This is a genomic window from Robertmurraya beringensis, from assembly GCF_042433785.1.
In the GTDB taxonomy this organism is placed as follows: Bacteria; Bacillota; Bacilli; order Bacillales; family Cytobacillaceae; genus Robertmurraya_A; species Robertmurraya_A beringensis.
In genome coordinates this window covers 53476-79686 of record NZ_JBHLUU010000124.1, presented here as the reverse complement: position 1 = coordinate 79686, position 26211 = coordinate 53476, and the positions used below count along the sequence as shown (strand labels likewise).

The window sequence follows — 26211 nt, the reverse complement described above, 5'->3', positions numbered from 1 at the left end:
GGTGAGAAAAATGAGAATGGTTGATATTATTGAGAAAAAACGTGATGGCAAAGAATTAACAACAGAAGAAATTCAATTTTGTATAAAAGGCTACACCGATGGAAGCATTCCTGATTATCAAATGAGTGCTCTTACAATGGCAATCGTGTTTCAAGGGATGTCAGAGGCCGAAAGAGCAACTCTAACGATGGCTATGGTTGAGTCAGGGGATCAAATCGATCTATCTGCGATACATGGAATCAAGGTGGATAAACACTCGACAGGAGGAGTGGGAGATACAACCACTCTCGTATTAGGACCATTGGTCGCTTCTGTAGGCGTTCCTGTTGCCAAAATGTCCGGAAGAGGGCTCGGACATACAGGTGGAACCATTGATAAGCTTGAATCTGTTGAAGGTTTTCATGTGGAATTAGAAAATGAAGAGTTTGTCCGTCTAGTGAACCAAAATAAACTAGCGGTTATTGGTCAAAGTGGGAACTTAACACCAGCTGATAAAAAGCTTTATGCCTTAAGAGATGTAACAGGTACAGTAGAAAGTATTCCATTAATCGCTAGCTCCATAATGAGTAAAAAAATTGCAGCGGGCGCCGATGCGATTGTGTTAGATGTAAAAACTGGTGCTGGAGCGTTTATGAAAACGCTTGAGGATTCTCGTGAACTTGCAAAAGCAATGGTACGAATCGGTAACAATGTTGGCCGGAGAACGATGGCTGTCATCTCTGACATGAGTCAGCCTTTAGGGTTTGCTATTGGAAATGCTTTAGAAGTAAAGGAAGCCATTGATACGTTAAAAGGGGAAGGACCAGAGGACTTAACAGAACTTTGTTTAACCCTTGGTAGCCACATGGTCTTGTTAGCAGAAAAAGCTACAAATGTAGAAGAGGCACGTCAAATGCTAAAGAATGCTATAAAGGATGGTTCAGCTCTTGAAACATTGAAAGTCTTCCTTCGATCTCAAGGAGGAGATGATTCTGTTGTTGACGATCCAGCAAGACTCCCTCAAGCAAGCTTTAAGATAGAAGTAGAAGCGAAGGAAGAAGGCTATTTAGCAGAAATTATTGCAGATGAAATGGGAACAGCAGCCATGCTTTTAGGAGCTGGTAGAGCGACGAAGGAATCAGAGATTGATTTAGCCGTTGGACTTTTATTGAAAAAGAAAATTGGAGATCAAGTTCAAGTAGGAGAATCCATTGTCACCATTTATAGTAATTTTGAGGATGTTCAAGAAGTAAAAGAAAAGATTTATAACAGCATTACAATCACGAAAGAAAAAGTCTCTGCTCCAATACTCGTTCATGAAGAAATAACGGAATAGTAAGTGTAAAACCTTCCCAATATTAGGAAGGTTTTTTATTTTTTTCTTTGATTGGTTCTTTTTGTATATTTTCTCATTTCTTGGTGAAAAATGGATGTATAAAGAATGGAGGGCTATGTGCTATGAAGAAGATTCTATCATTATTAATGGCTTTTACTTTTTTAACATCTATTGCAACCCCAACTTTTGCTGAAGAGAAAACAACGGGTGTTGAGCTTGTTGATAATGCAAAGTCAGCCGTATTAATTGAAAGAGATACAGGAACAATTCTTTATAACAAAAACAGTGATGAAATGCTTCCACCTGCAAGTATGACAAAAATCATGACGATGCTGTTAATTATGGAGGCTATCGACCTAGGGAAAATAAAATGGGACGAAAAAATTCGAACAAGTGAATATGCAGCCTCGATGGGAGGTTCTCAAATTTTCCTAGAGCCTGGCGAAGAAATGACGACTGAAGAAATGCTCAAAGGGATAGCGATCGGTTCTGCAAATGACGCTTCCGTTGCGATGGCGGAAAGAATTGCAGGTTCAGAAGAAGCTTTTGTCGAGATGATGAATACAAAGGTAAAAGATCTAGGCTTGAAAAATACGGTCTTTAAAAATGTTACCGGTTTACCGGAGGATGGACATTATAGTACAGCTCATGACATGGCAGTAATGGCAAAAGAGCTATTAAAATATGAAGGAATAACAAAGTTTACAGGTACATACGAAGCCTACCTACGTGAACAAAGCGATAAAAAGTTTTGGCTTGTTAATACAAATCGTCTTGTTCGTTTTTATCCTGGAGTAGATGGGTTAAAAACCGGATTTACGAATGAGGCAAAATACTGCTTAACGGCAACCGCTGAGAAAGATGGAATGCGTGTGATTGCAGTTGTTTTTGGTGCTCCAACCTCTAAAGAACGAAATGCTCAAATTTCAAAGATGCTGGACTATGCTTTTGCACAGTATCAAACTCATCCAATGTATGAAAGAAGTTTTTCAGTAGGTGAAGTAAAGGTGAGTAAGGGAAGTGAGAGCAAGGTCGAGGCTCTTACGAGTGAACCGATTTCCCTGTTAACGAAAAAAGGTGAAAAAGTAGATGATGTTAAGAAGGAAATCACTTATGAAAAAGATGTAAAAGCACCAATTGAAAAAGGGCAAACCATTGGTACATTAAAGCTCGTGAGAAATGGAGAAACGCTTGTTTCAAGTCCACTAGTAGCTAAAGAATCTATTAACGAAGCAAATTGGTGGACGCTTTATAAACGAGCGTTTGGAATGTTCACTAAAACGACCAAATAAATATGTCGAATGTTTTTTTATTCATACTTTTTTTAGCGAAAGAACACTAGTTTTGTCTGTAAGAAGGAAATCATCAACCCAATATCGAAAAAGACTCCTTATACCACATAAGGAGGCTATGGATAGTGAGTCTACACATTGATATGGAAACAAAGAACGATGTCCTATTGTTACGACTTAGCGGCGAATTGGACCACCATTCTGCAGATGTACTTCGTGCAGAAGCAACCAAAGCCATTGAAACAAATGATATACGTCATATTATTCTTAACCTAGAGCAGTTAGATTTTATGGATAGTTCAGGTTTAGGTGTGATTCTTGGGAGATACAAGCAAATTAAGCAGCAGCATGGTGAAATGGTTGTTTGTGCAATTTCGCCTCCTATTCAAAGACTTTTTGATATGTCAGGCTTATTTAAAATTATCCGTTTGGAGCCGACAGAAGAATTTGCTCTTCGAGTATTGGGGGTAGCGTAAACAATGAAAAATGAAATGCAGCTTCAATTTACAGCTTTAAGTCAAAATGAATCTTTCGCACGTGTCACGGTAGCAGCCTTTGTGGCACAGCTAGACCCAAATATGGATGAATTGACGGAAATTAAAACTGTCGTTTCTGAGGCAGTGACAAATGCCATTATTCACGGGTACAACAACGATCCTTCAGGTACGGTCTTTATCTCAGTAAAGATTGAGGATAGTTTTATTGAGTTAGAGATAAAAGACGAGGGCTCTGGAATTTTGGATATTGAGGAAGCAAGACAGCCTTTATTTACAACCAAGCCAGAGTTAGAAAGATCAGGAATGGGCTTTACGATTATGGAAAATTTTATGGATGAAATCGACGTTCATTCAGAGCTAGGAATAGGTACCACAATTCGATTAAGAAAGCATTTAGCAAAGAGCCAAATGCTATGCAATTAAGGGAGTATTGCTTATGGATGTGGAGGTAAAGACTGATAGCAAACAAACGTATTTAAAGGATCATGAAGTGAAGGATCTAATCAAGAGAAGTCAAGATGGAGATCAAGAAGCTCGAGATACAATTGTGCAAAAAAATATGCGTCTTGTTTGGTCAGTTGTTCAACGCTTTCTCAATCGAGGCTATGAACCAGATGACTTATTCCAAATTGGATGCATAGGCTTATTGAAATCTGTCGATAAATTTGATTTATCTTATGATGTGAAATTTTCAACCTACGCAGTACCAATGATCATTGGAGAAATCCAACGCTTCATCCGAGATGACGGATCTGTCAAAGTGAGCCGTTCCTTAAAAGAAATGGGCAATAAAATAAGAAGAGCAAAGGACGAATTGTCCAAAAACCTAGGAAGAATACCAACTGTTTCCGAAATAGCAGAACATTTGAATCTGACCCCAGAAGATATCATTTTAGCTCAAGAAGCAAGTCGGCAACCATCTTCTATCCATGAAACTGTGTATGAAAATGATGGTGATCCTATCACCTTACTTGATCAAATTGATGATGGGAATGAAGGAAAATGGTTTGATAAAATTGCATTAAAAGAAGCAATTCGAGAGCTGGATGAACGCGAGAGACTGATTGTATATTTGCGTTATTATAAGGACCAAACGCAATCAGAGGTAGCAGAACGGCTAGGAATATCGCAAGTTCAAGTATCAAGACTGGAAAAAAAGATATTACAACAAATGAAAGATCGAATGGATTTATAATCCGTTCGATCTTTTTTTATTGGTTATTTGATCCAGCCTAACCACTTATTGGTGAACATGAAGGGAAACAATCCAAAGCATACTATTTATACGAGGAAATCACTGTGTGGGAGTGAACGTTGTGGAAAATACGATTTACATCCGAATGCGACATCGCCTCCAAGTTCGACCTCATGATTCCATAAAACTTCAGGATGTTGCGCAAATAATCGCTGAAGATTCACTATTAGAAAAGGTAAAGGAATGTATTGTTTATACTGTGTCAGAGAAAGACCAAAATATTATTATTTTGGATGTGATGAAAGTAATACCAATCTTAACAAATGTGGTTGAGCAAATAAATATTGAGATTATTGGTCAAACACAAACGATTGTTGAAGTGGTATATAAAAAAATCGGGGTATCTATTCCTCTTTTTATTCTTATTTGGCTTCTATTGTTTTTTGGTGCAGCACTCGCCATTATGAATTTCCATGAAGATGTTAGTATGCAAGCGGTCCATCAGCGGATTTATAAAATTATTACGGGTAAGGAAAATATAAAACCACTTATATTTCAGATCCCTTATTCAATTGGACTAGGGTTAGGTATGATCTTATTTTTTAACCATGTATTTAAAAAACGTTTAAATGAAGAACCTAGTCCGCTTGAAGTGGAAATGTTCAACTATCAGCAAGACCTGGACCGCTATGTAATCATTAATGAAAATGAAGAAAGTATGAAACGAAATCATCATGATCATTAATATCGTATTCATCATTTTTATCGGTCTTGCGGGAGGAATTGCAGTTGGTTCGGGATTTGTCGCTTTCCTAACCGTTTTAGGAGTTATTCCAAGACTTACACAATTATCTAAAACCATGAAGATGATTCACTGGTACGAAGGGTCTGTTGTTTTCGGTGCAGTTGCTGGGACAATTGCCTCTTTAAGAGATCCTGCTCTTTTTTTACCTTCTATAATACTCATTCCTTTAGGACTTGCTGGAGGAGTATTTGTTGGTTTACTTGCAGCAGCCTTAACAGAAGTTTTAAATGTTTTTCCTATCCTAGCAAAAAGAGTAAGAATTGAAGACAAAATCATGATCTTGATGATGGCCTTTGTGTTTGGTAAGATATTCGGTTCCCTGTTTCATTGGATGTACTTCGTAAATGAGTAAAAAAGTAAAGAAAGGAACATTTCCTATGGATAGACGGCGCCGCGTAATTCTTGTAACAGATGGAGATGAATACGCAAGAAAAGCAGTCGAACATGTTGCGAAGGAAATTGGTGGAAGATGTATCTCTATGTCGTATGGAAACCCGACGACGAAATCAGGGGAGGAAATGGTCAAGCTCATAAAAAAGGCACCCAATGATCCGGTTCTTGTCATGTTTGATGATAGTGGATACGTAGGAGAAGGTGCAGGAGAACAGGCAATGAGGTATGTAGCAACACATAAAGATATAGAAGTTCTTGGTGTATTAGCGGTAGCAGCAAAAACAAGGAAAGCCGAATGGACTAAAATTGATGTTTGTGTGGACCGTTACGGTGAACTCACTCCTTATGGGGTAGATAAATTTGGAGAACCTGATTTAGAACTTGGAAGAATGAATGGAGACACCGTCTATTGTGTAGATGAGCTTCATGCACCTGTAGTAGTTGGTATAGGCGACATAGGTAAAATGGCTAGAAATGACGATGTTAAAATAGGAGCCCCCATCACACACAAAGCGGTACAAATCATCCTAGAAAGGAGTGGGTTCTATGACTAAGAAACCAATCAATCCTCTACCAATACCTTCTCTTGACGAACTTGAAAATTATATGAAGGAACATGTTGGTTTAGAGGAAACGTTTGATATTGGAGTCAGAAAGTTTAAGGTGTTGAAAAAGGATGTACATGTGTATTATTTAAATGGTCTCGTGGACACAAACGTTGTTATTCAAAACACGGAGGAAATCGTAAGAATCAATGACCATGAGAAAACCACTTCCGATTATTTAGCCTTAATAGAAAATCGATTAGTTCATCAATCTGTTTCTAAAATTAAGACAATAGGTGAAATCGTCGACCAAGTTCTAACAGGAACACTTGTCATAGTTATCGAAGGATATTCAGAAGCTTTAGTAATAGATGTTAGAGCATATCCAGGTAGAACACCTCAAGAACCTGATACTGAAAAGGTAATAAGGGGCTCTCGTGACGGCTTTGTAGAGAATTTCATCGTGAATACTGCGTTAACAAGAAGAAGAATAAAAGATGGAAGATTACGATTCGAAAAGTTAACGGTTGGTGAGAGATCAAAGACAGACATTGTAATTGGTTACCTAAAGGATGTTGCCAATCCTGATCTTGTGAATATTATAAGAAAAGAACTCGAAGCTATTGAGATTGATGGATTAACAATGGCAGATAAAGCTGTAGAAGAATTCCTCGTGAAACAAGGCTATAACCCGTATCCTTTGGTAAGGTATACGGAGAGAGCCGATATTGCAGCAACACATATTTTAGAAGGACATGTCTTAATTTATGTGGATACATCACCAAGTGTTATTATCACGCCTACTACATATTTTCATCATTTACATCATGCCGAAGAGTATCGTGAATCAGCACTTGTTGGTACAGTCGTACGTTGGACGCGCTTGCTTGGTGTATTAGCATCCTTGTTCGTACTTCCTTTATGGTTTTTATTTGTTTTAGAGCCTGAATTATTACCCAAGGCTCTTAAATTTATTGGTCCTAACAAAACCACAAATATTCCAACAGTCGTTCAATTGTTTTTGGCCGATTTCGGTATCTTGTTTTTACGACTGGCTGCTATTCATACCCCAACTCCGTTGGCAACTTCAATGGGCTTAGTGGCCGCCGTGCTCATTGGTGAAATTGCCATTAATGTGGGCTTATTTGTCCCAGAAGTGATATTGTACGTAGCGGTATCGGCAGTTGGAACTTTTACCACTCCAAGTTATGAACTTGGAATTGCAAATAACCTTATGAAGCTTTTCTTGTTAATTGTTGTAGCGATATTTAAACTACCAGGTTTTGTAATAGGAGTAACAGCCTATATTCTATATTTAACTAGTATTCGATCCTTGAACAGTCCCTATATGTGGCCGTTCATGCCGTTCCATCCTAAAGCCTTTCTTGAAGTACTTTTCCGTAGATCGGTTCCGGGGACAAAACTTAGACCAAGCATTGTGCAGCCTAGAGATCGTTACAGACAAAAAACAAAAGGGAGTTAAATGGGAATATTGCGAATTTACTATATCTATGGTAAAGTAATGTTTAATTTCAAACTGGTTTAATTAACAAATAGACAGCCTGGCTGTCTATTTGTGTATCCATAGAAGTGAGGGGAAGAAATGTTTTTTCATGGTTCATCAAAGATAAATGAAAGAGGCCACTTAGAAATTGGTGGAGTCGATACGACAGACCTTGTAAAAGAGTTCGGAACACCATTGTATGTTTATGATGTATCATTAATTCGTGAGCGGGCGAGAGGTTTTAAACAAACCTTTGACCAACTGGGTATTAAAGCTCAAGTTGCTTACGCTAGCAAAGCATTTTCCACGATTGCAATGATTCAACTTGCTGAAGAAGAGGGGCTTTCTTTGGACGTTGTTTCTGGGGGAGAGCTTTATACGGCAATAGCTGCTGAATTCCCAGTGGAGCGAATTCATTTTCATGGAAACAACAAAAGTCGTGAAGAACTTGAAATGGCATTAAACTATCAAATCGGCTGTATTGTTGTTGATAACTTTTATGAACTAGAATTATTAGATACGATCTGTGCGGAGAGAAATCAATCCGTCTCTATTTTGCTTCGAGTCACACCAGGGATTGAAGCACATACACATGACTATATTCTTACGGGCCAAGAAGACTCGAAATTTGGTTTTGATCTGCAAAATGGACAAGCGGCAGAGGCACTACAAAAGGCTATGAATTCAGAGTACTTAGACCTGCTTGGTGTACACTGTCATATCGGTTCACAAATATTTGAAACAACTGGATTTTTGTTAGCAGCTAGAAAAATATTTTCTAAGCTTCATGAGTGGAAAGAAACGTATTCTTTTGAATCAAAGGTATTAAATTTAGGTGGCGGATTCGGCATTCGTTATACGAGTGAAGACGAGCCCATTCCTGCCTCCCAATACGTAAAAGAAATTATCGAAGAAGTAAAGAAACAGGCCTCGGCGTTCTCTATGTCTATGCCAGAAATTTGGATTGAACCAGGTCGTTCCCTTGTAGGTGATGCGGGGACTACTCTTTATAAAATTGGTTCAAAAAAGGATGTTCCCAATGTTCGTAAATATATAGCCGTAGATGGTGGGATGAGTGATAATATTCGTCCAGCATTGTATGAAGCAAAATATGAAGCGATCCTTGCGAACAAACCACTTCAGCCAATCGAAGAGACGGTTTCTATTGCAGGAAAATGCTGTGAATCAGGAGATATGCTTATTTGGGATTTACCGTTACAGAAGACGGACAGTGACGATATTCTAGCCGTTTTCTGTACCGGTGCTTACGGTTATTCGATGGCAAACAACTACAATCGTATTCCAAGGCCACCAGTGGTCTTTGTTGAAAATGGGAAAGCGGTATTAGTGGTTCGTCGGGAGACGTTTGAAGACATTGTTAAACAAGATTTGCCATTTGTTCAGCGAGTAAAAAGCTAATCTAGAGAGCTGTCGCGATTGTGACAGCTTTTTACATTACATAGATCTTTTGGAGGTATTTGTGAAAAAGAATAATGCGCTTTTATTTATTTTCATTTTACTTATTTCGCTCATATGGGGCGCGTATTATTGGTTATTCTTATCACCAGGGCTGTAAAGAAAAAAGCTTATATTATGATACAAAAGTTGTTGAATCTGAAAATACATTGAAGAAATGTAGAGAATCTTGTATGATAATATCGTATTGAGGAATATACATTGAAACAAAAAGAAATAATTGACATATAATACAAATGTATTTAAAGGAAATTTAACTCCTTAAAAGCTCAGGATATTGAGGGATCACTTATGTTAATTCGCTACAAAAAAGCTTTTGAAAAAATTGCGATGGGCTTGCTGTCATTTATGCCTAACGAAAAAGACCTGAAAAAGCTACAGCAAACAATGAAACAGTATGACCAATCCGAGGACTGGCAATTGTTTCTTTGGAAAGAAGAAGATATTATTGGTTTAGTTGGGGTAACGAAAGTGTCAGAGGACATGCTAGAAATTCAACATATTTCAGTGAATCCTTCGCATCGGCATCAAGGAATTGGAAAAACGATGATAAAGGCATTAAAAGATTTTTTCCCTGGAAAAGAGATACGAGCGAATGAAGAAACATCAGCTTTCTTTGAAAAATGCGACTCTCTTTTATCATAAATAGAAAAAGGAAACAGTGATTTAGTCACTGCTTCCTTTTTTTTGTTTTAATGCGTGTAATCTGTTCTGGATAACCTCTGAACGATCTCTCATCGAGTGTCGATGAATAATTTCACTTTTTGTTAGATTGCTATCCACACCCCATATGAGACCAGCTTTTTCGGCTTGACGTTTGCACGCACTTAATAAGGAGGCATCATTTATAGGGAGATTCATGCTTTTGTATGGAAGTGTATGCTCAATCTCTTCTTTTTTTCTTAAGATGGCTCCAATTAATTTATCCTCATCAATACCATATTCTTTGATGGACTGTTTATGGATGGTTAGTAACCATAATGCTTTTTGTATCGTACGCAAAGCTCCAGCGAAATTTCCACGACGGTGATGATATTGACTGACAGCCAGCTGAATCCAGCCAACTAAAATGGATTCCTTATTACCCGCATCTACATTCTTCCAGTGTTCCTCAAGAATTTCGTGACATTCAAAATAATCTCTGTCACTATGAAAATGCACTAAGTAATCAATGAAATCTGTTGTAAACATAGATACGCTCCTTTCTTACTTAATTTTACCATGATTTCTATCTATACGCTTTTTACGTTGTTTCATACATGAAGAAATAGGCACAAACTTTCAGAAAGAATCTTGGATTAACGCAATCTTTCCTCTATACTAAGTATAGTTATTTTAAGAAATTAAGAAAGAAATTTTGGTGGGAATATGCACTATAATGTGAAGATCGATGCATTTGAGGGACCGTTAGATTTATTACTACACCTCATTAATCGACTAGAAATTGATATTTATGATATACCGGTAGCACAAATTACAGAGCAATATTTACTATATATCCACACTATGAAGGAGCTACAGCTAGATGTAGCAAGTGAATATTTGGTCATGGCAGCCACTTTGCTAGCCATTAAAAGTAAGATGTTACTTCCAAAACATGAAGAAGAGCTTGAAGATGATATGGAATTTGGTTACGAAGAAGACCCGAGAGAAGAATTAATTGAAAAACTAATGGAATATAAAAAATATAAAGAAGCAGCTGACGATTTAAAGGCTTTAGAGCAGGAAAGAGGGCTAATGTTCACGAAGCCCCCTAGCGATCTTTCGGATTATTCGAAAGAGGAGGAAGTAGATAGACGACATCTAGACGTGTCGTTGTACGATATGCTGGGTGCTTTTCAGAAGCTGTTGAGAAGAAAAAGGCTACAAAAGCCGTTGTCTACAAAGATTGCAAGACAAGAAATTCCTATAGAAAAACGAATGGATGAAATCATGGGGAAGCTACGAAAGGTGAAAGGAAGAATTAGCTTTTATGATTTATTCCCCATCCAGGAGAAGGATCATATTGTCGTAACTTTTCTTTCCATTCTAGAGCTAATGAAAAGGAAAGAAATATTTGTAGAGCAAGAAAGCAATTTCTCTGAGATTTTTGTCATTGCGAAGGGAGTATAACATTGTCATTGGATATTATTAATTGGAATGGAATTGTGGAAAGTCTTCTGTTTGCAGCAGGGGATGAGGGCTTAACCATTAAGCAAATTGCAACGGTTCTTGAAATCGAAGAGGTCGAAGCAGAGCGAATTGTTAGGGAGTTAATGAACGAGCTTTCAAAAAATGAAAACCGAGGAATAGCCGTCGTTCAACTGGCTGGTACCTATCAGCTCGCAACAAAGAAAGAGAATTCTATTTACTTAAAGAAGCTGGTTGAATCACCAAATACATCAACACTCTCACAGGCTGCGTTAGAGACGCTAGCTATTATCGCTTATAAACAGCCGATCACTCGAGCAGAAATAGAAGAAATTAGAGGGGTAAAGACCGAGCGGCCATTACAAACATTGGTTGGAAAAGTGTTGGTAAAAGAAGTTGGGCGAGCGGAAGGAACTGGCAGGGCCATCCTTTATGGTACCACAAAAGAATTCTTAGATTATTTTGGTCTTAGGAGTTTAGAGGAACTGCCTCCATTGCCGGAGAAAGTGGATGATGAGTTTGTTCAAGAAGAAGCAGACTTGTTTTTTGAAAAGTTTCAAGAAAATCTGGAATCATAAGTTTTCTTACGCATATATTCATTATTTGTGATAAAATATAATTAATTTTCAGGGAAATGCTTCTATTTAGGGGCATTTTTAACACAATTTGCACCTGCCTCATCCGGAGGTAAGAAAGGGATGTATGAACGTGTTAATTAAAAGCTGTGTAGGGTATGAGCTGGAAAAAGAAAAATCTAACACTTCGGAGGATTTTTTCAACCGAAGCGAAGTAACTTTTATAGAAGAGAATACGGAGAAAACGCTAGCTGTTCTTTATGTTCGATTTTTTGAGGAGAAGTTGAATGAGTTCACTCCATTTTCAGCCAATCCAATCTTTCAAGAGGCTGGGCTAGAAGTTCATTTAATGGATATAGTTGCTCTAGTATTATTAATTAAAAATCCAGGTTTTAGACATCGAAAAAGAGTGTATATCAATAACCAGAATGAATTTGCTGCTTATTTTCAAGACATTGATTTTGAAAAGATTATTAAAGTTGTTAAAAAGGTAAAAAGTAATCAGGCTTGCCAGCTTGACTCTCTGTTGGAATTTACGGTGCAAGCATAAAATTAGTTATCCAATAAACCAAACATTCAGAGTTATTACAAAGGGCAGGGGTGTAGACAGTGGGTAATTCAATGGTGAAAGTTCAAATAATGGACGTAAAGTCTTTTTTAACAAATACAGTATCTGGATTAGAGTCTTTCTTAAACAGTACAACAATTGATGGATTATTGTCAGAAAAACAAGGTGACAAAGAATACTATAAACGAATCTTAGGTAATTTAAGAAAGCTGCTTGTATATTGTGAAGAGGGATTGGATGCTTGTTCTGTGATTTTACAGTCAGAATCTTTTCCAAAAGGAGCAGCAGAAAAGACGCTTTATGGTATTTATCATAAATGTATTGAAGAATTTTTTTCACCAAAAAATGATGTATGGTATGAAGATAGCCGATCCGCTTATACGGGTAAAAACTCAATAAAATTTCAAGAGGACGTTCCTGAAAGTGTTCTTCAACTGCTAAAAGGTTTTGAAGGAGATTTCCAGAAGATCCGTGAAGAGCTGGAGTACTACGAAACAGATTATCGAACAAAAATGGCACAATCGAAATAACGACCAATCGGTCGTTATTTTTTTGTGCTTTTATTCTTTATGGTGTCAACCAGGCCTCTCCCTCATATGCTTTAAGGTAAACCCATTTGTTCTGAGGTGATGATAATGAATCGATTTGAACAGTATGTTAAGGAAGTTATAAGCTACAACGAAGAGCTTAAACGTTTCTTAGAGCAGGAACATGTCCCAGAAGAAGATGGATTATGGAGTAAGTTGGATCATTTTAGTGAGATTATGAATCATATTTCAAGGAGTGGAGACTTAACTCAGGAAGAATTTACGACTGTCCAAGAAAAGGTAGAAGAATTACATGACGAAATGGAGGCATATTTTTCAAAGAGGCAACAGATAGGGTCCATTTATATACAGGAGCCTGCTGTAAAAGCAGGGGAGCATGTTTTGCCCAAACTACCTTACAGTTATGATGCATTAGAACCTTATATTTCTGAGAAAATTATGGAATTACATCATAGTAAGCATCATCAATCCTATGTTGATGGATTGAATAATGCGGAGATCAAACTTAAGGAAGCACGAGAAAAGGGTGATTATTCGTTAGTAAAACATTGGTCAAGAGAGCTGGCTTTCCATGGATCAGGACATTACTTACACTCTCTCTTTTGGGAAACGATGAAGCCGAATGGTGGGGGGCAGCCGACAGGAAAACTGCTTGAGGAGATCAACAAATATTTTGGCCATTTTAATGCTTTTAAAAAGCATTTTACTGAAGCTGCAAAAGCAGTAGAAGGAAGCGGATGGGCTATTTTAGTTTGGTCACCAAGATCACGTCATCTAGAAATTCTTCAATCAGAAAAACATATGAATTTGACGCAATGGGATACGATTCCACTTTTGCCGTTAGATGTATGGGAACATGCCTATTATTTACAATATAACAATAATCGCGCGGATTACGTCTCTAATTGGTGGAACGTAGTGAATTGGAGAAAAGTCGAGGAAAGACTTTCACAAGCATCACAAATAAAATGGAAACTATTGTAAACGGAAGAGTCCACCGCTTTGCTTGTGGACTCTTTTTGGCATATTCATTTTTATCAAGCATAAACTTGTACAAACATAATTAGGAGACGAGGGTTGAAGAATGGCTAGAAGTAAAAAGGTATTTGTGTTAATAATAATCACCTTTTTGATTCTTTTTCATATTCCAGTGAGTGCTAACACCAATATCAATGTTAGCTCACAATATGCAGTTTTGATTGAACAAAGCTCAGGAAGAGTATTATTTGAAAAAGGTGCACATGAAAAAAGGCGAATCGCAAGTATCACTAAGATTATGACGGCTGTCCTTGCCATCGAGTCAGGAAAACTAAATGAGATGGTAAAAGTCAGTAAAAATGCGACTAGAGCAGAAGGATCTTCCTTATATCTAAAGGAAAACGAAGAAATCAAGCTAGAAGATTTAGTGTACGGCTTAATGCTTCGTTCTGGCAATGACGCGGCGGTTGCGATTGCTGAGTATATCGGAGGCAGTGTAGAGGGGTTTGCGTTCTTAATGAATCAAAAGGCAGATGAGATCGGAATGTTACATTCTCATTTTACCAATCCACATGGCTTAGATGATTCAAATAATCATTATTCCACAGCATATGACATGGCTGTATTAACAAGATATGCAATGATGAACGATACTTATAAGTTGATTGCAGGAACAGAAGTACACAGAGCCCCAAACCCTACAGAAAGCTGGGACAGGATATGGCGGAACAAAAATCGATTGCTAACAGAGTTATATGAATATAGTACAGGTGGGAAAACGGGCTTTACAAAGCTAGCAAAACGAACATTAGTATCCACTGCTACGAAAGATGGAATGGACTTAATTGCGGTCACATTGAACGGACCAGACGATTGGAATGATCATATTAATATGTTCGAAACCGCTTTTAAGACGTATGAAATGGTACAAGTTGTTGAACAAGGCTTCATCTCTGGAATTGAATCTGACAAGTATAAGAATAAGGCTTTGGTCAAACACGACTTTATGTACCCCATATTAGAAACAGAAAAAGATAAATTTGAGGTTGAGTACAAATTAAAACAATTAAAGGGAGAAAGAAATATTCCTGAAGTAATAGGGGAAGTAATCATTACCTTTGATGATAAGCCAATCAAAACGCTGCCAATTTATTATAACAATGAAAAAGATGAAACGAGTTTTTTCGAGTCTTTTAAGAAAGTATTTACTACAATGATAGGCGTGAAAGCGAATGGTTAATATTATATGGGTTTGTTTAACCGTAATTGGAATTGTATTTGCAATGGTTAATGGAACAATGTCTGAGGTAAACGAGGCTATATTTAGTGGAGCCAAGGAAGCAGTTACACTTTGTATTGGTCTCATTAGTATTCTTGTGTTCTGGCTTGGCATGATGAGGATAGCGGAAGATGCGGGGTTGTTAAATAAATTATCAAATTTATTTAGACCGATAGTGACGAGATTATTCCCAGAAATCCCTCATAATCATCCAGCAATGGGATATATCCTTTCAAATATGATGGCAAATATGTTTGGACTAGGAAATGCGGCTACTCCTCTTGGGATAAAAGCAATGGAGGAAATGAAAAAAATTAATGGTGGTAAAAATGAAGCCAGCCGCTCCATGATTACATTTCTGGCCATTAATACTTCAAGTATCACGCTCATTCCAACGACGGTAATCGCGATTCGGATGAATTATAATTCAGCCTCCCCTACGGATATAGTTGGTCCAACCTTGATTGCAACTATCTGTTCCTCCATAGGTGCAATCCTCATCGATCGTTTTTATTACTACCGAAGAAGCCGTAAAGGATGATGTAGAAAATGGGTATTGTTACAGCTATTTCATTATGGTTTATCCCCGTATTGATTGCTGTTATTCTCTTATATGGAACGTATAAACAAGTTCCAACATATGAAAGCTTTGTTGAAGGCGGGAAAGAAGGAATAAAAATAGCCGTCTCAATCATTCCCTTTTTAGTCGGAATGCTTGTGGCTATTTCCGTTTTTCGAGCGTCAGGTGCGTTGGAGTATTTCATGGGTTTTCTAAAACCAGCCCTTGAAGCAATCGGTGTACCTCCGGAAATAGCTCCACTAGCCATTATTCGACCAATCTCCGGAACAGCCGCATTAGGGATGACGAGCGATTTGATGGCACAGCATGGTCCAGATTCGTATATTGGTAGATTAGCCGCTACTTTACAAGGAAGTACGGATACTACTTTCTATGTGTTAACCGTCTATTTTGGTGCTGTAGGAATAAAAAAGATGGGGGATGCCTTAAAAGTCGGGCTTCTAGCTGATTTGGTAGGAATTATCGCTGCCATTGTTGTAGTGACCATTGTATTTGGATATTAATTTATCTAAGATACTCTTCACATTATGTGGAGAGTATCTTTTTTTACAATGGTTAATTCGTAAAGGTTACTTTGAAATCATGAAAATATATGTCATAATGCTAGAGGAGTAAACACTACAGGAAACACAAACAATGAGGTGACATAGATGGAAAGATTACAAAAAGTAATTGCACACGCAGGGATTGCGTCAAGAAGAAAAGCAGAACAATTAATTGAAGAAGGACATGTTCGAGTAAATGGGAAGGTTGTAAAGGAGCTAGGAATAAAGGTTTCTTCCTCAGATAAAGTCGAAGTGGATGGAATTCCTCTTGAAAGGGAAGAACCGATCTACTTTATGCTTTATAAGCCTAGGGGAGTTATCTCAAGTGTAAACGATGATAAAGGAAGAAAAGTAGTAACTGATTTCTTCCCAATGATTGAACAACGAATATATCCAGTTGGAAGGTTAGATTATGATACATCTGGTCTACTAATATTAACAAATGACGGCGAATTTGCTAATACACTTATGCATCCAAGTAATCAAATCGATAAAGTGTATGTGGCAAAGGTAAAGGGGATTCCTACAAAGGAAGCGTTGAAGGCGCTTGAAAGAGGGGTTCGTCTAGAGGATGGAAAAACCGCTCCAGCAAAAGTGAAAATGCATACTGTAGATAAGAAAAAACAAACAGCCATCGTTGAAATTATCATCCATGAAGGAAGAAACAGACAGGTAAGAAGAATGTTTGAAGCTGTAGGTAATCCTGTTCTTAAATTAAAAAGAGAGCGTTATGGTTTTCTGACCCTTCAAGGATTAAAAGTGGGCGATGCTCGTGAGCTTTCCCCTCATGAAGTAAAACAATTACGTGCACTTGCACTAAAAAAATAGAAAAAGTTCATAGAAGTGTCACAGTCTTTTGTTAGCGATAACAATATGAATATGTTGAAAAATGATATAATAAAGCAAATTGTGCCATTTTTGACTGTGATGGGGGAGGAACCATATGAAAAAGCAGAGGCTATTAATTCGAACGGTTATTTTACTGTTTCTTGGCGCTGCCGTTGCCTATACACTGTACGCCAATTTTACTAAGGATGAGGTTCGAAAGGTGGAGGTAGGGAAAAAAGCACCTGACTTTGTTCTAACCGATCTCGATGGGGAAAAACATCAGCTTTCCGATTATGAAGGAGAGGGTGTTCTGTTAAACTTTTGGGCAACATGGTGTAAACCTTGTGAAAAAGAAATGCCGTTTTTAAATAACCAATATCAAGAGTATAAAGATCAAGGGGTACATGTAATTGCAGTAAATGTTGGGGAATCAAATGTTGCTGTTTCTGATTTTTCAAAGCGCTATGATTTGCAATTTCCAATTGTTACAGACAAAGACAGTCAAGTAATGACAGCTTACGGAGTAGACCCACTTCCCATCACATTTTTAATTGATAAACAAGGAAATGTGGTAGAAATACATACGGGGCAGATCATTGCGGAGGCTGATGTTAAAGAGATGATGGAGAAGATAAAACCATAGGGTATGAGGAGATTTTGCAATGAATCAAGTTAAATGCGATTGTGGTCATGTTAATCCACATGGCACGATCCTCTGTGAGGCATGTGGGAAAATCATAGAGGATGGAACTCAAATTACAGCAGAACCGGTAATAGACATGCGGTACGAAGGAAGTGCAAGAAGGTCTCAAACATATAATAAATCAATGATTGATAAGGTTTGGAACTTTTTCTCATCGGTAAAAGTAGGAGTATGGCTGATTATTGTTACACTTATTGCCTCTTCGTTAGGAACCATTTTACCTCAAGAGATGTATATTCCAAATATTATGCCTGTCGCTGATTATTATGAGGACCAATACGGTTGGTTTGGTAGATTGTATTATGATCTTGGTTTTCATAATTTATATAGCTCATGGTGGTATCTATTATTAATTGCAGCGATCGGGGTTTCACTGGTAATTTGTAGTCTTGATCGCGTGGTTCCCTTATATAGAGCATTAAAGAAACAAAGAGTCATTCGACATGAGAGCTTTTTGCAAAGACAAAGAATTTTTGGAACGACAAGCATGGAAGTAAGTAAAGATTCCTATGAATTATTGAAAGAACAATTAAAAAAGAAACATTATAACATCCGTGAAGATGAAGGGAATATTTTAGCTGAAAAAGGCCGTTTCTCTAGATGGGGTCCTTATGTGAATCATGTAGGCTTAATCATCTTTCTCATTGGTAGTATGCTCCGGTTTGTTCCAGGAATGTACATTGATGAAATTCTTTGGCTCCGAGAAGGCGAAACAAAAGTGATTCCCGAGACAGATGGACAATATTACCTAAAGAATGTGGATTTTAAGTTAGAGGTGTATGATAAGGAAACAGATAATGAAGCATTCAGTGATGCTCTAGATAGTGCAGGAATGGTTGCAAAAAACTATCAATCTGATGTCATATTATATAAGACAAAGGGAAATACGGTAGCAGGTGAGGAACCTGAACTAGAGGAAGTGGAATCTAGTAGTATTCGAGTGAATGAACCGCTAAAGTTTGAAAAGTTTGCTCTTTATCAGGTCAACTATAAACTCGATGAATTGTCTAAGATGTCATTTTTACTAACAAATAAAACTTCAGGGGAAACCTTTGGTGATATTACTATTAATTTGAACGACCCGGAAAAAATGTATGTACTTAATAACGGTTACTCAGTTGAACTAATGAGTTACTTCCCAGACTTTGAATTTGGCGAAGATGGGAATCCTACAACAAAGTCAAGAGTTCCAAATAATCCAGCTTTCGTATTTAAGATGTATTCACCAGAAAAACCTGAAGGAGAAGTTAGTTTCGTTGCCATCCAGCAAACGATTGAACCTCTAGGGGATAATGAATACAAGATGGCCTTCAATGGAATTGAGACAAAGGATGTGACTGGTCTCACCGTTCGTAAAGACTTAACTCTATGGATTATCGGACTGGGCGGGTTGATCTTCATGATTGGTGTGATTCAAGGTGCTTATTGGAACCATCGTCGTATATGGATTCAGCGTAAAGGTGACGAGGTTTGGGTAGCAGCACATACGAATAAAAACTGGTTTGGACTGAAAAGAGAAATACAGCTGGTTCTTACAGGGACAGAAATAAAAGAACCAATGGACCAATTGAAGGACAACCAGGTGGACGAGGGGGAAACAGATTGATCACTCTAAGTGAGAATCTATTATATATTGCGTTTATATTTTACTTACTTTCTATTCCGTTTTTTGGAGGAGCAATAAAGCAAAAGAAAAACTTAGATCATCAACAAAATAGTGGCAAGTGGGCCACTTTTGGGATCGTCATTTCCATTATTGGATTTGCTGCACAGCTCGGTTTCTTTTTTACAAGATGGTCAATTGCCGGACATGCTCCAGTGAGTAATCTATTTGAATTTACGACTTTTTTTGGAATGTGTTTAGTTGGTGCTTTTATCATTATCTATTTTATCTATAAGACACCTTTATTAGGATTATTTACAATGCCAATTGCCTTATTGGTGATTGCTTTTGCTAGTATGTTCCCAACAGATATTTCTCCACTAATTCCGGCTTTACAGAGTGATTGGCTTCATATACATGTAACAACTGTAGCATTAGGTGAAGCTATTCTAGCCGTTAGCTTTGGAGCGGCATTAATATATTTAGTAAAAGTGATTGATCAAACAAAAAAGAGTAAAAGTACTACCTGGTTAGAGGTTGTTATGTATGGATTAATCGCTACATTGGGATTTGTCATCGTGGTATCAGCATTTTCCTTTGCTGATTATAAAGCAGAATTTAATTGGGTTGATAAAAATGACAATGAAGCAAAAGTTGAGTACCATTTGCCAGCTCTAGTTGGTCCAAATCAAGGAGAACTTCTAACCGACGGGAAAATGGAACCACTTGTTTCAGTACCTGGTATTATCAATGCGAAAAAACTAAATACGGTTATTTGGTCATTTGGTGCGGGTATCCTCCTATATGGTCTTTTTCGCTTAGTCTTAAGAAAAAGAATTGGGGCAGCATTGAAACCATTTACAAAAAATATTAATCTAGACTTAGTAGATGAAATCAGCTACCGTTCAGTGTTAATCGGTTTTCCAGTGTTTACATTAGGTGGACTTATTTTTGCAATGATCTGGGCACAAATCGCTTGGACCCGTTTTTGGGGCTGGGATCCTAAAGAGGTTTGGGCACTTATTACTTGGCTTTTTTATGCAGCATTTTTACATCTTCGCCTCTCTAAAGGATGGCATGGGGAAAGATCTGCGTGGTTAGCTGTTATTGGATTTATTATTATTATGTTTAATTTAGTTGCTGTCAACCTTGTGATTGCAGGGCTTCATTCTTACGCAGGATCCTAAAAGAAAGATTTCAAATAGCCCTTACTTTTCGTGAGGGCTGTTTTCTAAACACATACGTAATTAATAGTTAGGGGGATTGTCAATGGAAAAGGAAGTTAAGATTCTAGTTGTAGATGATGAGGAAAGAATTCGCCGTTTATTGAAAATGTATTTAGAGCGTGAAAATTATATGATTGATGAAGCGGAAGATGGAAATGAAGCATTGACGAAGGCGGTAAGCAATGACTATGATGTGATTCTTTTAGACTTAATGATGCCTGGTAAGGATGGAATTGAGGTTTGTCGTGAACTTCGTGAAAAAAAGGCAACACCTGTTATTATGCTTACAGCTAAAGGAGAAGAAGTAAACCGCGTTCAGGGATTTGAAGTAGGAACAGACGATTATATTGTCAAGCCGTTTAGCCCAAGAGAAGTGGTATTACGTGTAAAAGCACTACTCCGTCGTTCTTCAAGCACGAGTTATTTACACACAGAAACAACGGCTAAAGATGTGATTGTTTTCCCTCATTTGACCATTGATAATGATGCACACCGTGTTTTAGCAGATGGAAAAGAAGTGAGCCTTACACCAAAAGAGTATGAGTTATTATATTTCTTAGCTAAATCTCCAGATAAGGTGTTTGACCGAGAACAATTGCTGAAAGAGGTTTGGCATTATGAGTTTTTCGGAGACTTACGAACTGTTGACACCCATGTAAAACGTTTGCGAGAGAAGTTAAACAAAGTATCTGAGCAAGCGGCTAGAATGATTGTTACTGTATGGGGTGTTGGCTATAAGTTCGAAGTAGTCAATGAATAATGTTTTGGCGTAGTGTTGTTGGGAAGCTATGGTTCACTATACTCCTACTCGTATCATTTGTGCTTTTAATTTTAACGGTATTGTTACTAGAGTTTTTTGAGAATTATCATATAAATGAAACTGAGGGCAATTTGACCAATCTTGCTTCTAATATGGCTCATTTTGTAGAGGATCAGGAATTAGAGATTGGATTGCAAATTTCATGGGAGCTACTTGACGACGTTACAGGGGCAATGGTGATAAGAAGTGAAGATGAATTCTTCTATTCTCCGGATATCCCCGAATCCTTAGAGCTGCCGGTAAGTTTCTTTCAAAAAGATACAGAATTATCAAAAGTATTAGAACAGCAGAAAATGGCAAAAAAAATAGTTGAGATTCCTTCTTCTGAAACACAAGGAGACTCAAGTATTTTAATTATTGGAGTACCGATTTCAAATCTTGACGGAGAAGACGGGGCTGTTTATATTTTTCAATCATTACAAGCCCTTCATGAAACAACTGAATCAACAACAAAGTTTATCCTCTTAGCTGCTGGCATTGCGATCATCCTAACCACTATCTTTGCTTTCTTCTTATTAACTCGTATCACAGCCCCACTACGTAAAATGAGGGAGGCTGTTGTGGAGGCGGCAAGAGGAAAGTTCGATACGAAGGTTCCTATTCTTACCAGGGATGAAATTGGAGAGCTGGCAACTGCTTTCAACCAGATGGGAAGGCAATTAAAGTTTAATATGAATGCCTTAAGTCAGGAAAAAGAACAACTGTCCAGCATATTAAGTAGTATGGCAGATGGAGTTATTACGTTTAATAGGGATGGAACAATTTTAATCACAAACCCCCCTGCTGAGCGCTTTTTGCAACACTGGTATTTTACACAAGAAGGAAAACCAGTTCAGGCAGAAGCGGTTCCACATGATGTCATGGAGCTTTTCCAATGGGCAGTTGACATGGAGCAGGAACAAGTAGGGGAATTTTCCGTTCAAGGTCGTCATTGGGTGGTCATTGTTAGTCCACTTTATAACAATACATTCATACGTGGTGCAGTGGCTGTTGTTCGTGATATGACAGAAGAGAGACAGCTTGACAAGCTAAGGAAAGATTTTATTGCGAATGTATCTCATGAGTTACGAACGCCTATTTCTATGCTTCAGGGTTATAGCGAGGCAATCGTAGATGATATTGCTGAGACAACAGAGGAAAAGAAAGAAATGGCACGAGTGATTTACGATGAATCACTAAGGATGGGTCGTCTTGTGAACGAACTGTTAGATCTTGCCCGTATGGAGGCTGGACATATCCAATTAACCAATGAACCCGTTGAAATTGACTCGTATATTCAAAGGATTATACGTAAGTTTCAAGGGCTGGCAAAGGAAAAAGAAATTGAGGTACTTTACGAGCATGATCTAAAATTCTCCACTACTGTATTTGATCCAGACCGTATTGAGCAGGTTCTAACGAATCTGATTGATAATGCAATTCGACATACACCAGAAGGTGGAGCGGTTAAGGTAATAGCAAAAATCGATGATCAAAATTTCCATGTGGAAGTAAGTGATTCAGGTTCTGGAATTTCCGAAGAAGATCTCCCATTTGTGTTCGAGCGTTTTTATAAAGCAGATAAAGCAAGAACAAGAGGCAGATCTGGTACCGGTTTAGGATTGGCGATTGCAAGGAATATTATTCAAGCTCATAAAGGTGATATAACGGTACAAAGCAAACTTAACCATGGTACGACATTTAGCTTTCAAATTCCTCGAATAACTGGATAATTTGCTAAAGAATGCCGAATATTCTTGATTCACGGGAAACATGTCTTATTGAATATTGTGTATGATGGGAAGGATTTATGTAATAAATCCTTCCTTTTTATTTAGATAGATAATATATTTAAAGTGTAACTTTTTATACATAAAGATCGACTAATTAGATGAACGGGGAGGGGAACCCGGTGAACTCGATTTTTGACGAGTTGTACGAGAAATATCATCAAGACGTATTTCAGTTCTTGTTTTATATGGTGAAGAATCGAGAGCAAGCTGAAGATCTTGCTCAAGAGGTATATATAAGAGTTTTGAAGGCATATAAAAACTTTGAAGGAAAAAGTAGTGAAAAGACATGGCTTTTCTCTATCGCTAGAAATGTAGCGATTGATTCATTCAGGAAGCAAAAAGGATGGAAGCAACGAATCATTGAGAAATTTGATTGGTCAACTCAGCAAGTGAAGGATATGAATCCCATTCCTGAAGAGATTGCGATGGAAAGGGAAGAATATCAGTATATTTACCAATGCTTAGATCATTGTACAATTGACCAGCGTATCGTAATTATTATGAGGTATATTCAAGAGCTTTCAATCGCCGAAACCGCAGAAGCTTTAAACTGGACTGAAAGTAAAGTGAAAACTACTCAACACCGTGCGTTAAAAGTTCTGAAAAAGGAAATGCAACAACTTTTAGAAAAGGAGGGGAATCGATGAAAAAGATAAGTGATGAACAACTAGAAGAATGGTTACGAGAAATGCCAAAGCTTAAAGATCATCGTGATCCTCATGACATATACGAGAATATTTCAAAAAAGCTAGAAGAACGGCCGAGGAAAACGTGGATTATTCCCTCATTTGCAACCGCAGCAGCAGTATTTTTAATGGCCATTCTTTCCTTTAATTTATTTGATGGAGCAAGTATCAATCATTCAGCAGATAAAAGCACACAAGAGGAAGCGGCAACTGAACAAAATACTTCGTTAAAAAAGGAAGAATCAACTGTCGAAAATGAAGCAAGAATGGACGTTGGTAACGAAGAAAACTCGACTGAAATGAATGATATTACATTCCAAGCGACGGAAGACCCGACAACTGCCATATATGCAGAGGATTTAGGAGCCATGCAGGTTTTTACGTTAGCTATTCCAGACAGCCAAGTTCAAAATATTATTCCAGTTAGCTTCTTGATTGAATCTTCAGACCAAGTAGATCAACTGGCTAAGATAGAAGAGGTCATGGCAAGTATGGACGAACAAGAGTGGGGACTAGATGATTATTATCCGTTAGAGGCTGACTTTTCAATAGATGCGAATGACAGTACATTGAATGTCAATGTTGCGGCTGACCATCCGTATCAAAATGGAACAGCTAGTATACCATTTTTAAATGCCATTCAGCATTTACTACTCAACCTCAATCTAGAAAAAGCGATTTTTACAACGAATGAAACAGAAAAAGGTATGTCAACTGGTCACGATTTTATCACTGAAAAACTGGTGGAAAAGACCTCAAATCTCGCATTTTATTTATATTATCCAAATAATGAATCAACAAAACCTTACCTTGTTCCATTTACAGAATCATTTTCTACCATTGAAGAAGCTTATAACGCAATGAAAACAGATATAGAAACACATAACCTAAAAGCGCCCCTATTGGTTGAGCAAATCACCTCAGTTTCTATAGAAGAAACCAATAATAGAGTAAACATCACGTTCAACGAAGAGGTAAACATAGAGGATACTCCTGAAACCATACAATCTATTGAAGCCATCCTTTTAACGGCGCAGAGCTTTGGATTTGAAAAAGTGAAATTTAGTAATGCACCGATTGATACTCTTGGACGATTTTCATTGCAAGAAGAAATCCAAGTACCAATCGCAGCAAATAAACAATCTATCGACTAAAAAAAGAGGAGATCAGCAAAGTTGCTGATCTTTTTTTCTATCTTTCATGAATAAAAGAAAACACTTCGTCCAAATAATAACGAATGTGTTTTTAATAATCACTCACTTTTTTAAAAGTGAGGATATATAAAAGGAGGCTGCTTCCTTAATTGTACTTTTTAGATAGAGGTCTTTTTTTAGACAGGCTGTCATAGAGTGAGAAAGGAGAGTACAATAACAAGGAGGAAAAAAATGCGAGACTACATAAAACGTTTTTTGATTGCGGGTTTAATGGCATTATGTGTCACATTGCTATTTCTCGGAGGAAAACACTCTCAAGCAAGTATGAATATTAGTCAGGAGACCGCTGACTGGATTTGGCCGGCTGATGGAATGATCACCGATACATATGGAACAAGAAAAGGGAGCCACAAAGGAATCGACATAGCATCTTCGCTAGGAACACCCATCTACTCCGTTGACGGTGGAGTTGTAACTAAATCTTACTATTCGGGTTCATATGGACATGTAATATTCGTGAAACATCAAAATAATATTGAAACGGTTTATGCTCATTTAAAAGCAAGGTTCGTAAATGCTGGAGATACGGTAACAGCAGGTCAACAGCTTGGTGAAATGGGAAGCACCGGTGACTCTTCTGGTGTTCACTTGCACTTTGAAGTTCATCTTAACGAGTGGACGGTTGATAAGAGAAATGCTGTTAATCCAGTGCTAGCATTAGGTGATATAAAAGTGGGACAAGAAGTAGTGGTACAAAAAAGGGAAGATGACTCTAGTGTATTAGAGACAGTTGCAAAAACGAGACTCTATGAAGGACACGGAAAAACTTATGTTGCCAAAGAAGAATCGGAGAGCGTTGTGTTGTCTGCGGAAAAAGTAGAATCAAACATCACTCATACAGTAAAAATGGGGGAAACACTATCGGCTATTGCAGAAAAATACAATATAAGTATTCATGCGATTAAGTCTGCCAACCATCTTACTAGCGATACGATAGTTGCGAATCAAACGCTAACAATTGACGAATCATATACAAATAAATATGTTGTTCAAGAAGGAGATACACTTGAACACATTGCTCATAAAACAGGTAAGTCTGTGCAGCAGCTAAAACAGGTGAATCAGTTACAAAATGATATAATCATACCAAGACAAGTATTGCAATTAGAATAATATGAATTGTCATTGCGGCAG

The 26211-nt window shown here is 37.6% G+C and carries 29 protein-coding genes; 28 read left to right on the top strand and 1 reads right to left on the bottom strand.

Annotated features, from left to right (window positions below):
* The first annotated feature begins 10 nt into the window (after positions 1–10).
* From ACFFHF_RS21430 to ACFFHF_RS21380, 11 genes are all read left to right on the top strand, one after another.
* Positions 11–1315, top strand: a complete 1305-nt coding sequence (locus ACFFHF_RS21430) for a pyrimidine-nucleoside phosphorylase (protein WP_160546496.1) — start codon at positions 11–13, stop codon at positions 1313–1315.
* Positions 1316–1437: 122 nt separating this feature from the next.
* Positions 1438–2607: a D-alanyl-D-alanine carboxypeptidase family protein gene (locus tag ACFFHF_RS21425; RefSeq protein ID WP_160546495.1), complete on the top strand. Its 1170-nt coding sequence runs from the start codon at positions 1438–1440 to the stop codon at positions 2605–2607.
* A 125-nt stretch (positions 2608–2732) separates the two neighbouring features.
* Positions 2733–3083, top strand: a complete 351-nt coding sequence (gene spoIIAA, locus ACFFHF_RS21420) for an anti-sigma F factor antagonist (RefSeq protein WP_340904530.1) — start codon at positions 2733–2735, stop codon at positions 3081–3083.
* Between the two features lie 3 nt (positions 3084–3086).
* A complete protein-coding gene (spoIIAB, locus tag ACFFHF_RS21415; RefSeq protein WP_160546494.1) occupies positions 3087–3527 on the top strand; it encodes an anti-sigma F factor in 441 nt (146 codons plus the stop codon).
* A gap of 13 nt (positions 3528–3540) precedes the next feature.
* On the top strand, positions 3541–4299 hold the full coding sequence (gene sigF / locus ACFFHF_RS21410; RefSeq protein WP_119709002.1) for an RNA polymerase sporulation sigma factor SigF: 759 nt from the start codon (positions 3541–3543) through the stop codon (positions 4297–4299).
* A gap of 121 nt (positions 4300–4420) precedes the next feature.
* Complete coding sequence (locus tag ACFFHF_RS21405) at positions 4421–5044, top strand: stage V sporulation protein AA (RefSeq protein WP_340904526.1); 624 nt, start codon at positions 4421–4423, stop codon at positions 5042–5044.
* Positions 5034–5456 carry a stage V sporulation protein AB gene (locus ACFFHF_RS21400; RefSeq protein WP_160546493.1) on the top strand — a complete coding sequence of 141 codons (423 nt, stop codon included), beginning with the start codon at positions 5034–5036 and terminating at the stop codon, positions 5454–5456. Before ACFFHF_RS21405 ends, ACFFHF_RS21400 begins: the two co-directional genes overlap by 11 nt.
* A gap of 25 nt (positions 5457–5481) precedes the next feature.
* Complete coding sequence (spoVAEA, locus tag ACFFHF_RS21395; RefSeq protein ID WP_160546592.1) at positions 5482–6051, top strand: stage V sporulation protein SpoVABEA; 570 nt, start codon at positions 5482–5484, stop codon at positions 6049–6051.
* Positions 6044–7525, top strand: coding sequence for a spore germination protein (locus ACFFHF_RS21390; protein WP_160546492.1), 1482 nt, complete (start codon positions 6044–6046; stop codon positions 7523–7525). Before spoVAEA ends, ACFFHF_RS21390 begins: the two co-directional genes overlap by 8 nt.
* A 120-nt stretch (positions 7526–7645) precedes the next feature.
* On the top strand, positions 7646–8965 hold the full coding sequence (gene lysA, locus ACFFHF_RS21385) for a diaminopimelate decarboxylase (RefSeq protein WP_160546491.1): 1320 nt from the start codon (positions 7646–7648) through the stop codon (positions 8963–8965).
* A 348-nt stretch (positions 8966–9313) separates the two neighbouring features.
* Positions 9314–9667, top strand: coding sequence for a GNAT family N-acetyltransferase (locus ACFFHF_RS21380; RefSeq protein ID WP_160546490.1), 354 nt, complete (start codon positions 9314–9316; stop codon positions 9665–9667).
* 21 nt (positions 9668–9688) lie between these two features.
* Here the strand turns inward: ACFFHF_RS21380 and ACFFHF_RS21375 are convergent, their stop codons facing one another.
* The gene (locus tag ACFFHF_RS21375) at positions 9689–10213 is read right to left on the bottom strand and encodes a DUF309 domain-containing protein (protein WP_160546489.1); all 525 of its coding nucleotides are present in this window, start codon (positions 10211–10213) and stop codon (positions 9689–9691) included.
* A gap of 177 nt (positions 10214–10390) precedes the next feature.
* On the opposite strand from ACFFHF_RS21375, the gene ACFFHF_RS21370 reads away from it, so the two are divergent.
* The 17 genes from ACFFHF_RS21370 (at position 10391) to ACFFHF_RS21290 (ending at position 26190) form a co-directional block, all read left to right on the top strand.
* Positions 10391–11134, top strand: coding sequence for a segregation/condensation protein A (locus tag ACFFHF_RS21370; RefSeq protein WP_160546488.1), 744 nt, complete (start codon positions 10391–10393; stop codon positions 11132–11134).
* Positions 11135–11142: 8 nt separating this feature from the next.
* On the top strand, positions 11143–11730 hold the full coding sequence (gene scpB, locus ACFFHF_RS21365; protein ID WP_160546591.1) for an SMC-Scp complex subunit ScpB: 588 nt from the start codon (positions 11143–11145) through the stop codon (positions 11728–11730).
* Positions 11731–11854: 124 nt separating this feature from the next.
* On the top strand, positions 11855–12277 hold the full coding sequence (locus ACFFHF_RS21360; RefSeq protein WP_160546487.1) for a hypothetical protein: 423 nt from the start codon (positions 11855–11857) through the stop codon (positions 12275–12277).
* Between the two features lie 59 nt (positions 12278–12336).
* The gene (locus ACFFHF_RS21355; protein WP_340904520.1) at positions 12337–12825 is read left to right on the top strand and encodes a YpuI family protein; all 489 of its coding nucleotides are present in this window, start codon (positions 12337–12339) and stop codon (positions 12823–12825) included.
* A 105-nt stretch (positions 12826–12930) separates the two neighbouring features.
* Positions 12931–13827 (top strand): Fe-Mn family superoxide dismutase, encoded by an 897-nt coding sequence (locus ACFFHF_RS21350; RefSeq protein WP_160546486.1) that lies wholly within the window; start codon positions 12931–12933, stop codon positions 13825–13827.
* A gap of 100 nt (positions 13828–13927) precedes the next feature.
* Positions 13928–15061 carry a D-alanyl-D-alanine carboxypeptidase family protein gene (locus tag ACFFHF_RS21345; RefSeq protein WP_340904519.1) on the top strand — a complete coding sequence of 378 codons (1134 nt, stop codon included), beginning with the start codon at positions 13928–13930 and terminating at the stop codon, positions 15059–15061.
* Positions 15054–15641, top strand: a complete 588-nt coding sequence (locus tag ACFFHF_RS21340; protein WP_160546484.1) for a nucleoside recognition domain-containing protein — start codon at positions 15054–15056, stop codon at positions 15639–15641. Before ACFFHF_RS21345 ends, ACFFHF_RS21340 begins: the two co-directional genes overlap by 8 nt.
* Positions 15642–15649: 8 nt before the next feature.
* The gene (locus tag ACFFHF_RS21335; RefSeq protein WP_160546483.1) at positions 15650–16183 is read left to right on the top strand and encodes a nucleoside recognition domain-containing protein; all 534 of its coding nucleotides are present in this window, start codon (positions 15650–15652) and stop codon (positions 16181–16183) included.
* Between the two features lie 147 nt (positions 16184–16330).
* Positions 16331–17053 (top strand): 23S rRNA pseudouridine(2605) synthase RluB, encoded by a 723-nt coding sequence (gene rluB / locus ACFFHF_RS21330; protein ID WP_160546482.1) that lies wholly within the window; start codon positions 16331–16333, stop codon positions 17051–17053.
* Between the two features lie 115 nt (positions 17054–17168).
* Entirely contained in the window at positions 17169–17696 is a 528-nt protein-coding gene (gene resA / locus ACFFHF_RS21325; RefSeq protein WP_340904518.1) for a thiol-disulfide oxidoreductase ResA, read from the top strand.
* A gap of 19 nt (positions 17697–17715) precedes the next feature.
* Positions 17716–19362, top strand: a complete 1647-nt coding sequence (gene resB / locus ACFFHF_RS21320) for a cytochrome c biogenesis protein ResB (protein ID WP_377058990.1) — start codon at positions 17716–17718, stop codon at positions 19360–19362.
* Positions 19359–20546 carry a c-type cytochrome biogenesis protein CcsB gene (gene ccsB, locus ACFFHF_RS21315; protein WP_160546479.1) on the top strand — a complete coding sequence of 396 codons (1188 nt, stop codon included), beginning with the start codon at positions 19359–19361 and terminating at the stop codon, positions 20544–20546. The genes resB and ccsB overlap by 4 nt, the downstream gene beginning before the upstream one ends.
* An 82-nt stretch (positions 20547–20628) precedes the next feature.
* Positions 20629–21345 carry a response regulator transcription factor gene (locus ACFFHF_RS21310; RefSeq protein ID WP_160546478.1) on the top strand — a complete coding sequence of 239 codons (717 nt, stop codon included), beginning with the start codon at positions 20629–20631 and terminating at the stop codon, positions 21343–21345.
* The gene (locus tag ACFFHF_RS21305; protein ID WP_377059003.1) at positions 21342–23117 is read left to right on the top strand and encodes an ATP-binding protein; all 1776 of its coding nucleotides are present in this window, start codon (positions 21342–21344) and stop codon (positions 23115–23117) included. The genes ACFFHF_RS21310 and ACFFHF_RS21305 overlap by 4 nt, the downstream gene beginning before the upstream one ends.
* A gap of 179 nt (positions 23118–23296) precedes the next feature.
* Positions 23297–23824, top strand: a complete 528-nt coding sequence (sigX, locus tag ACFFHF_RS21300) for an RNA polymerase sigma factor SigX (RefSeq protein WP_377058989.1) — start codon at positions 23297–23299, stop codon at positions 23822–23824.
* Positions 23821–25017, top strand: coding sequence for an RsiX family anti-sigma factor (locus ACFFHF_RS21295; RefSeq protein ID WP_377058988.1), 1197 nt, complete (start codon positions 23821–23823; stop codon positions 25015–25017). The genes sigX and ACFFHF_RS21295 overlap by 4 nt, the downstream gene beginning before the upstream one ends.
* 231 nt (positions 25018–25248) lie before the next feature.
* Positions 25249–26190 (top strand): peptidoglycan DD-metalloendopeptidase family protein, encoded by a 942-nt coding sequence (locus ACFFHF_RS21290; RefSeq protein WP_160547106.1) that lies wholly within the window; start codon positions 25249–25251, stop codon positions 26188–26190.
* Positions 26191–26211: the final 21 nt, after the last annotated feature.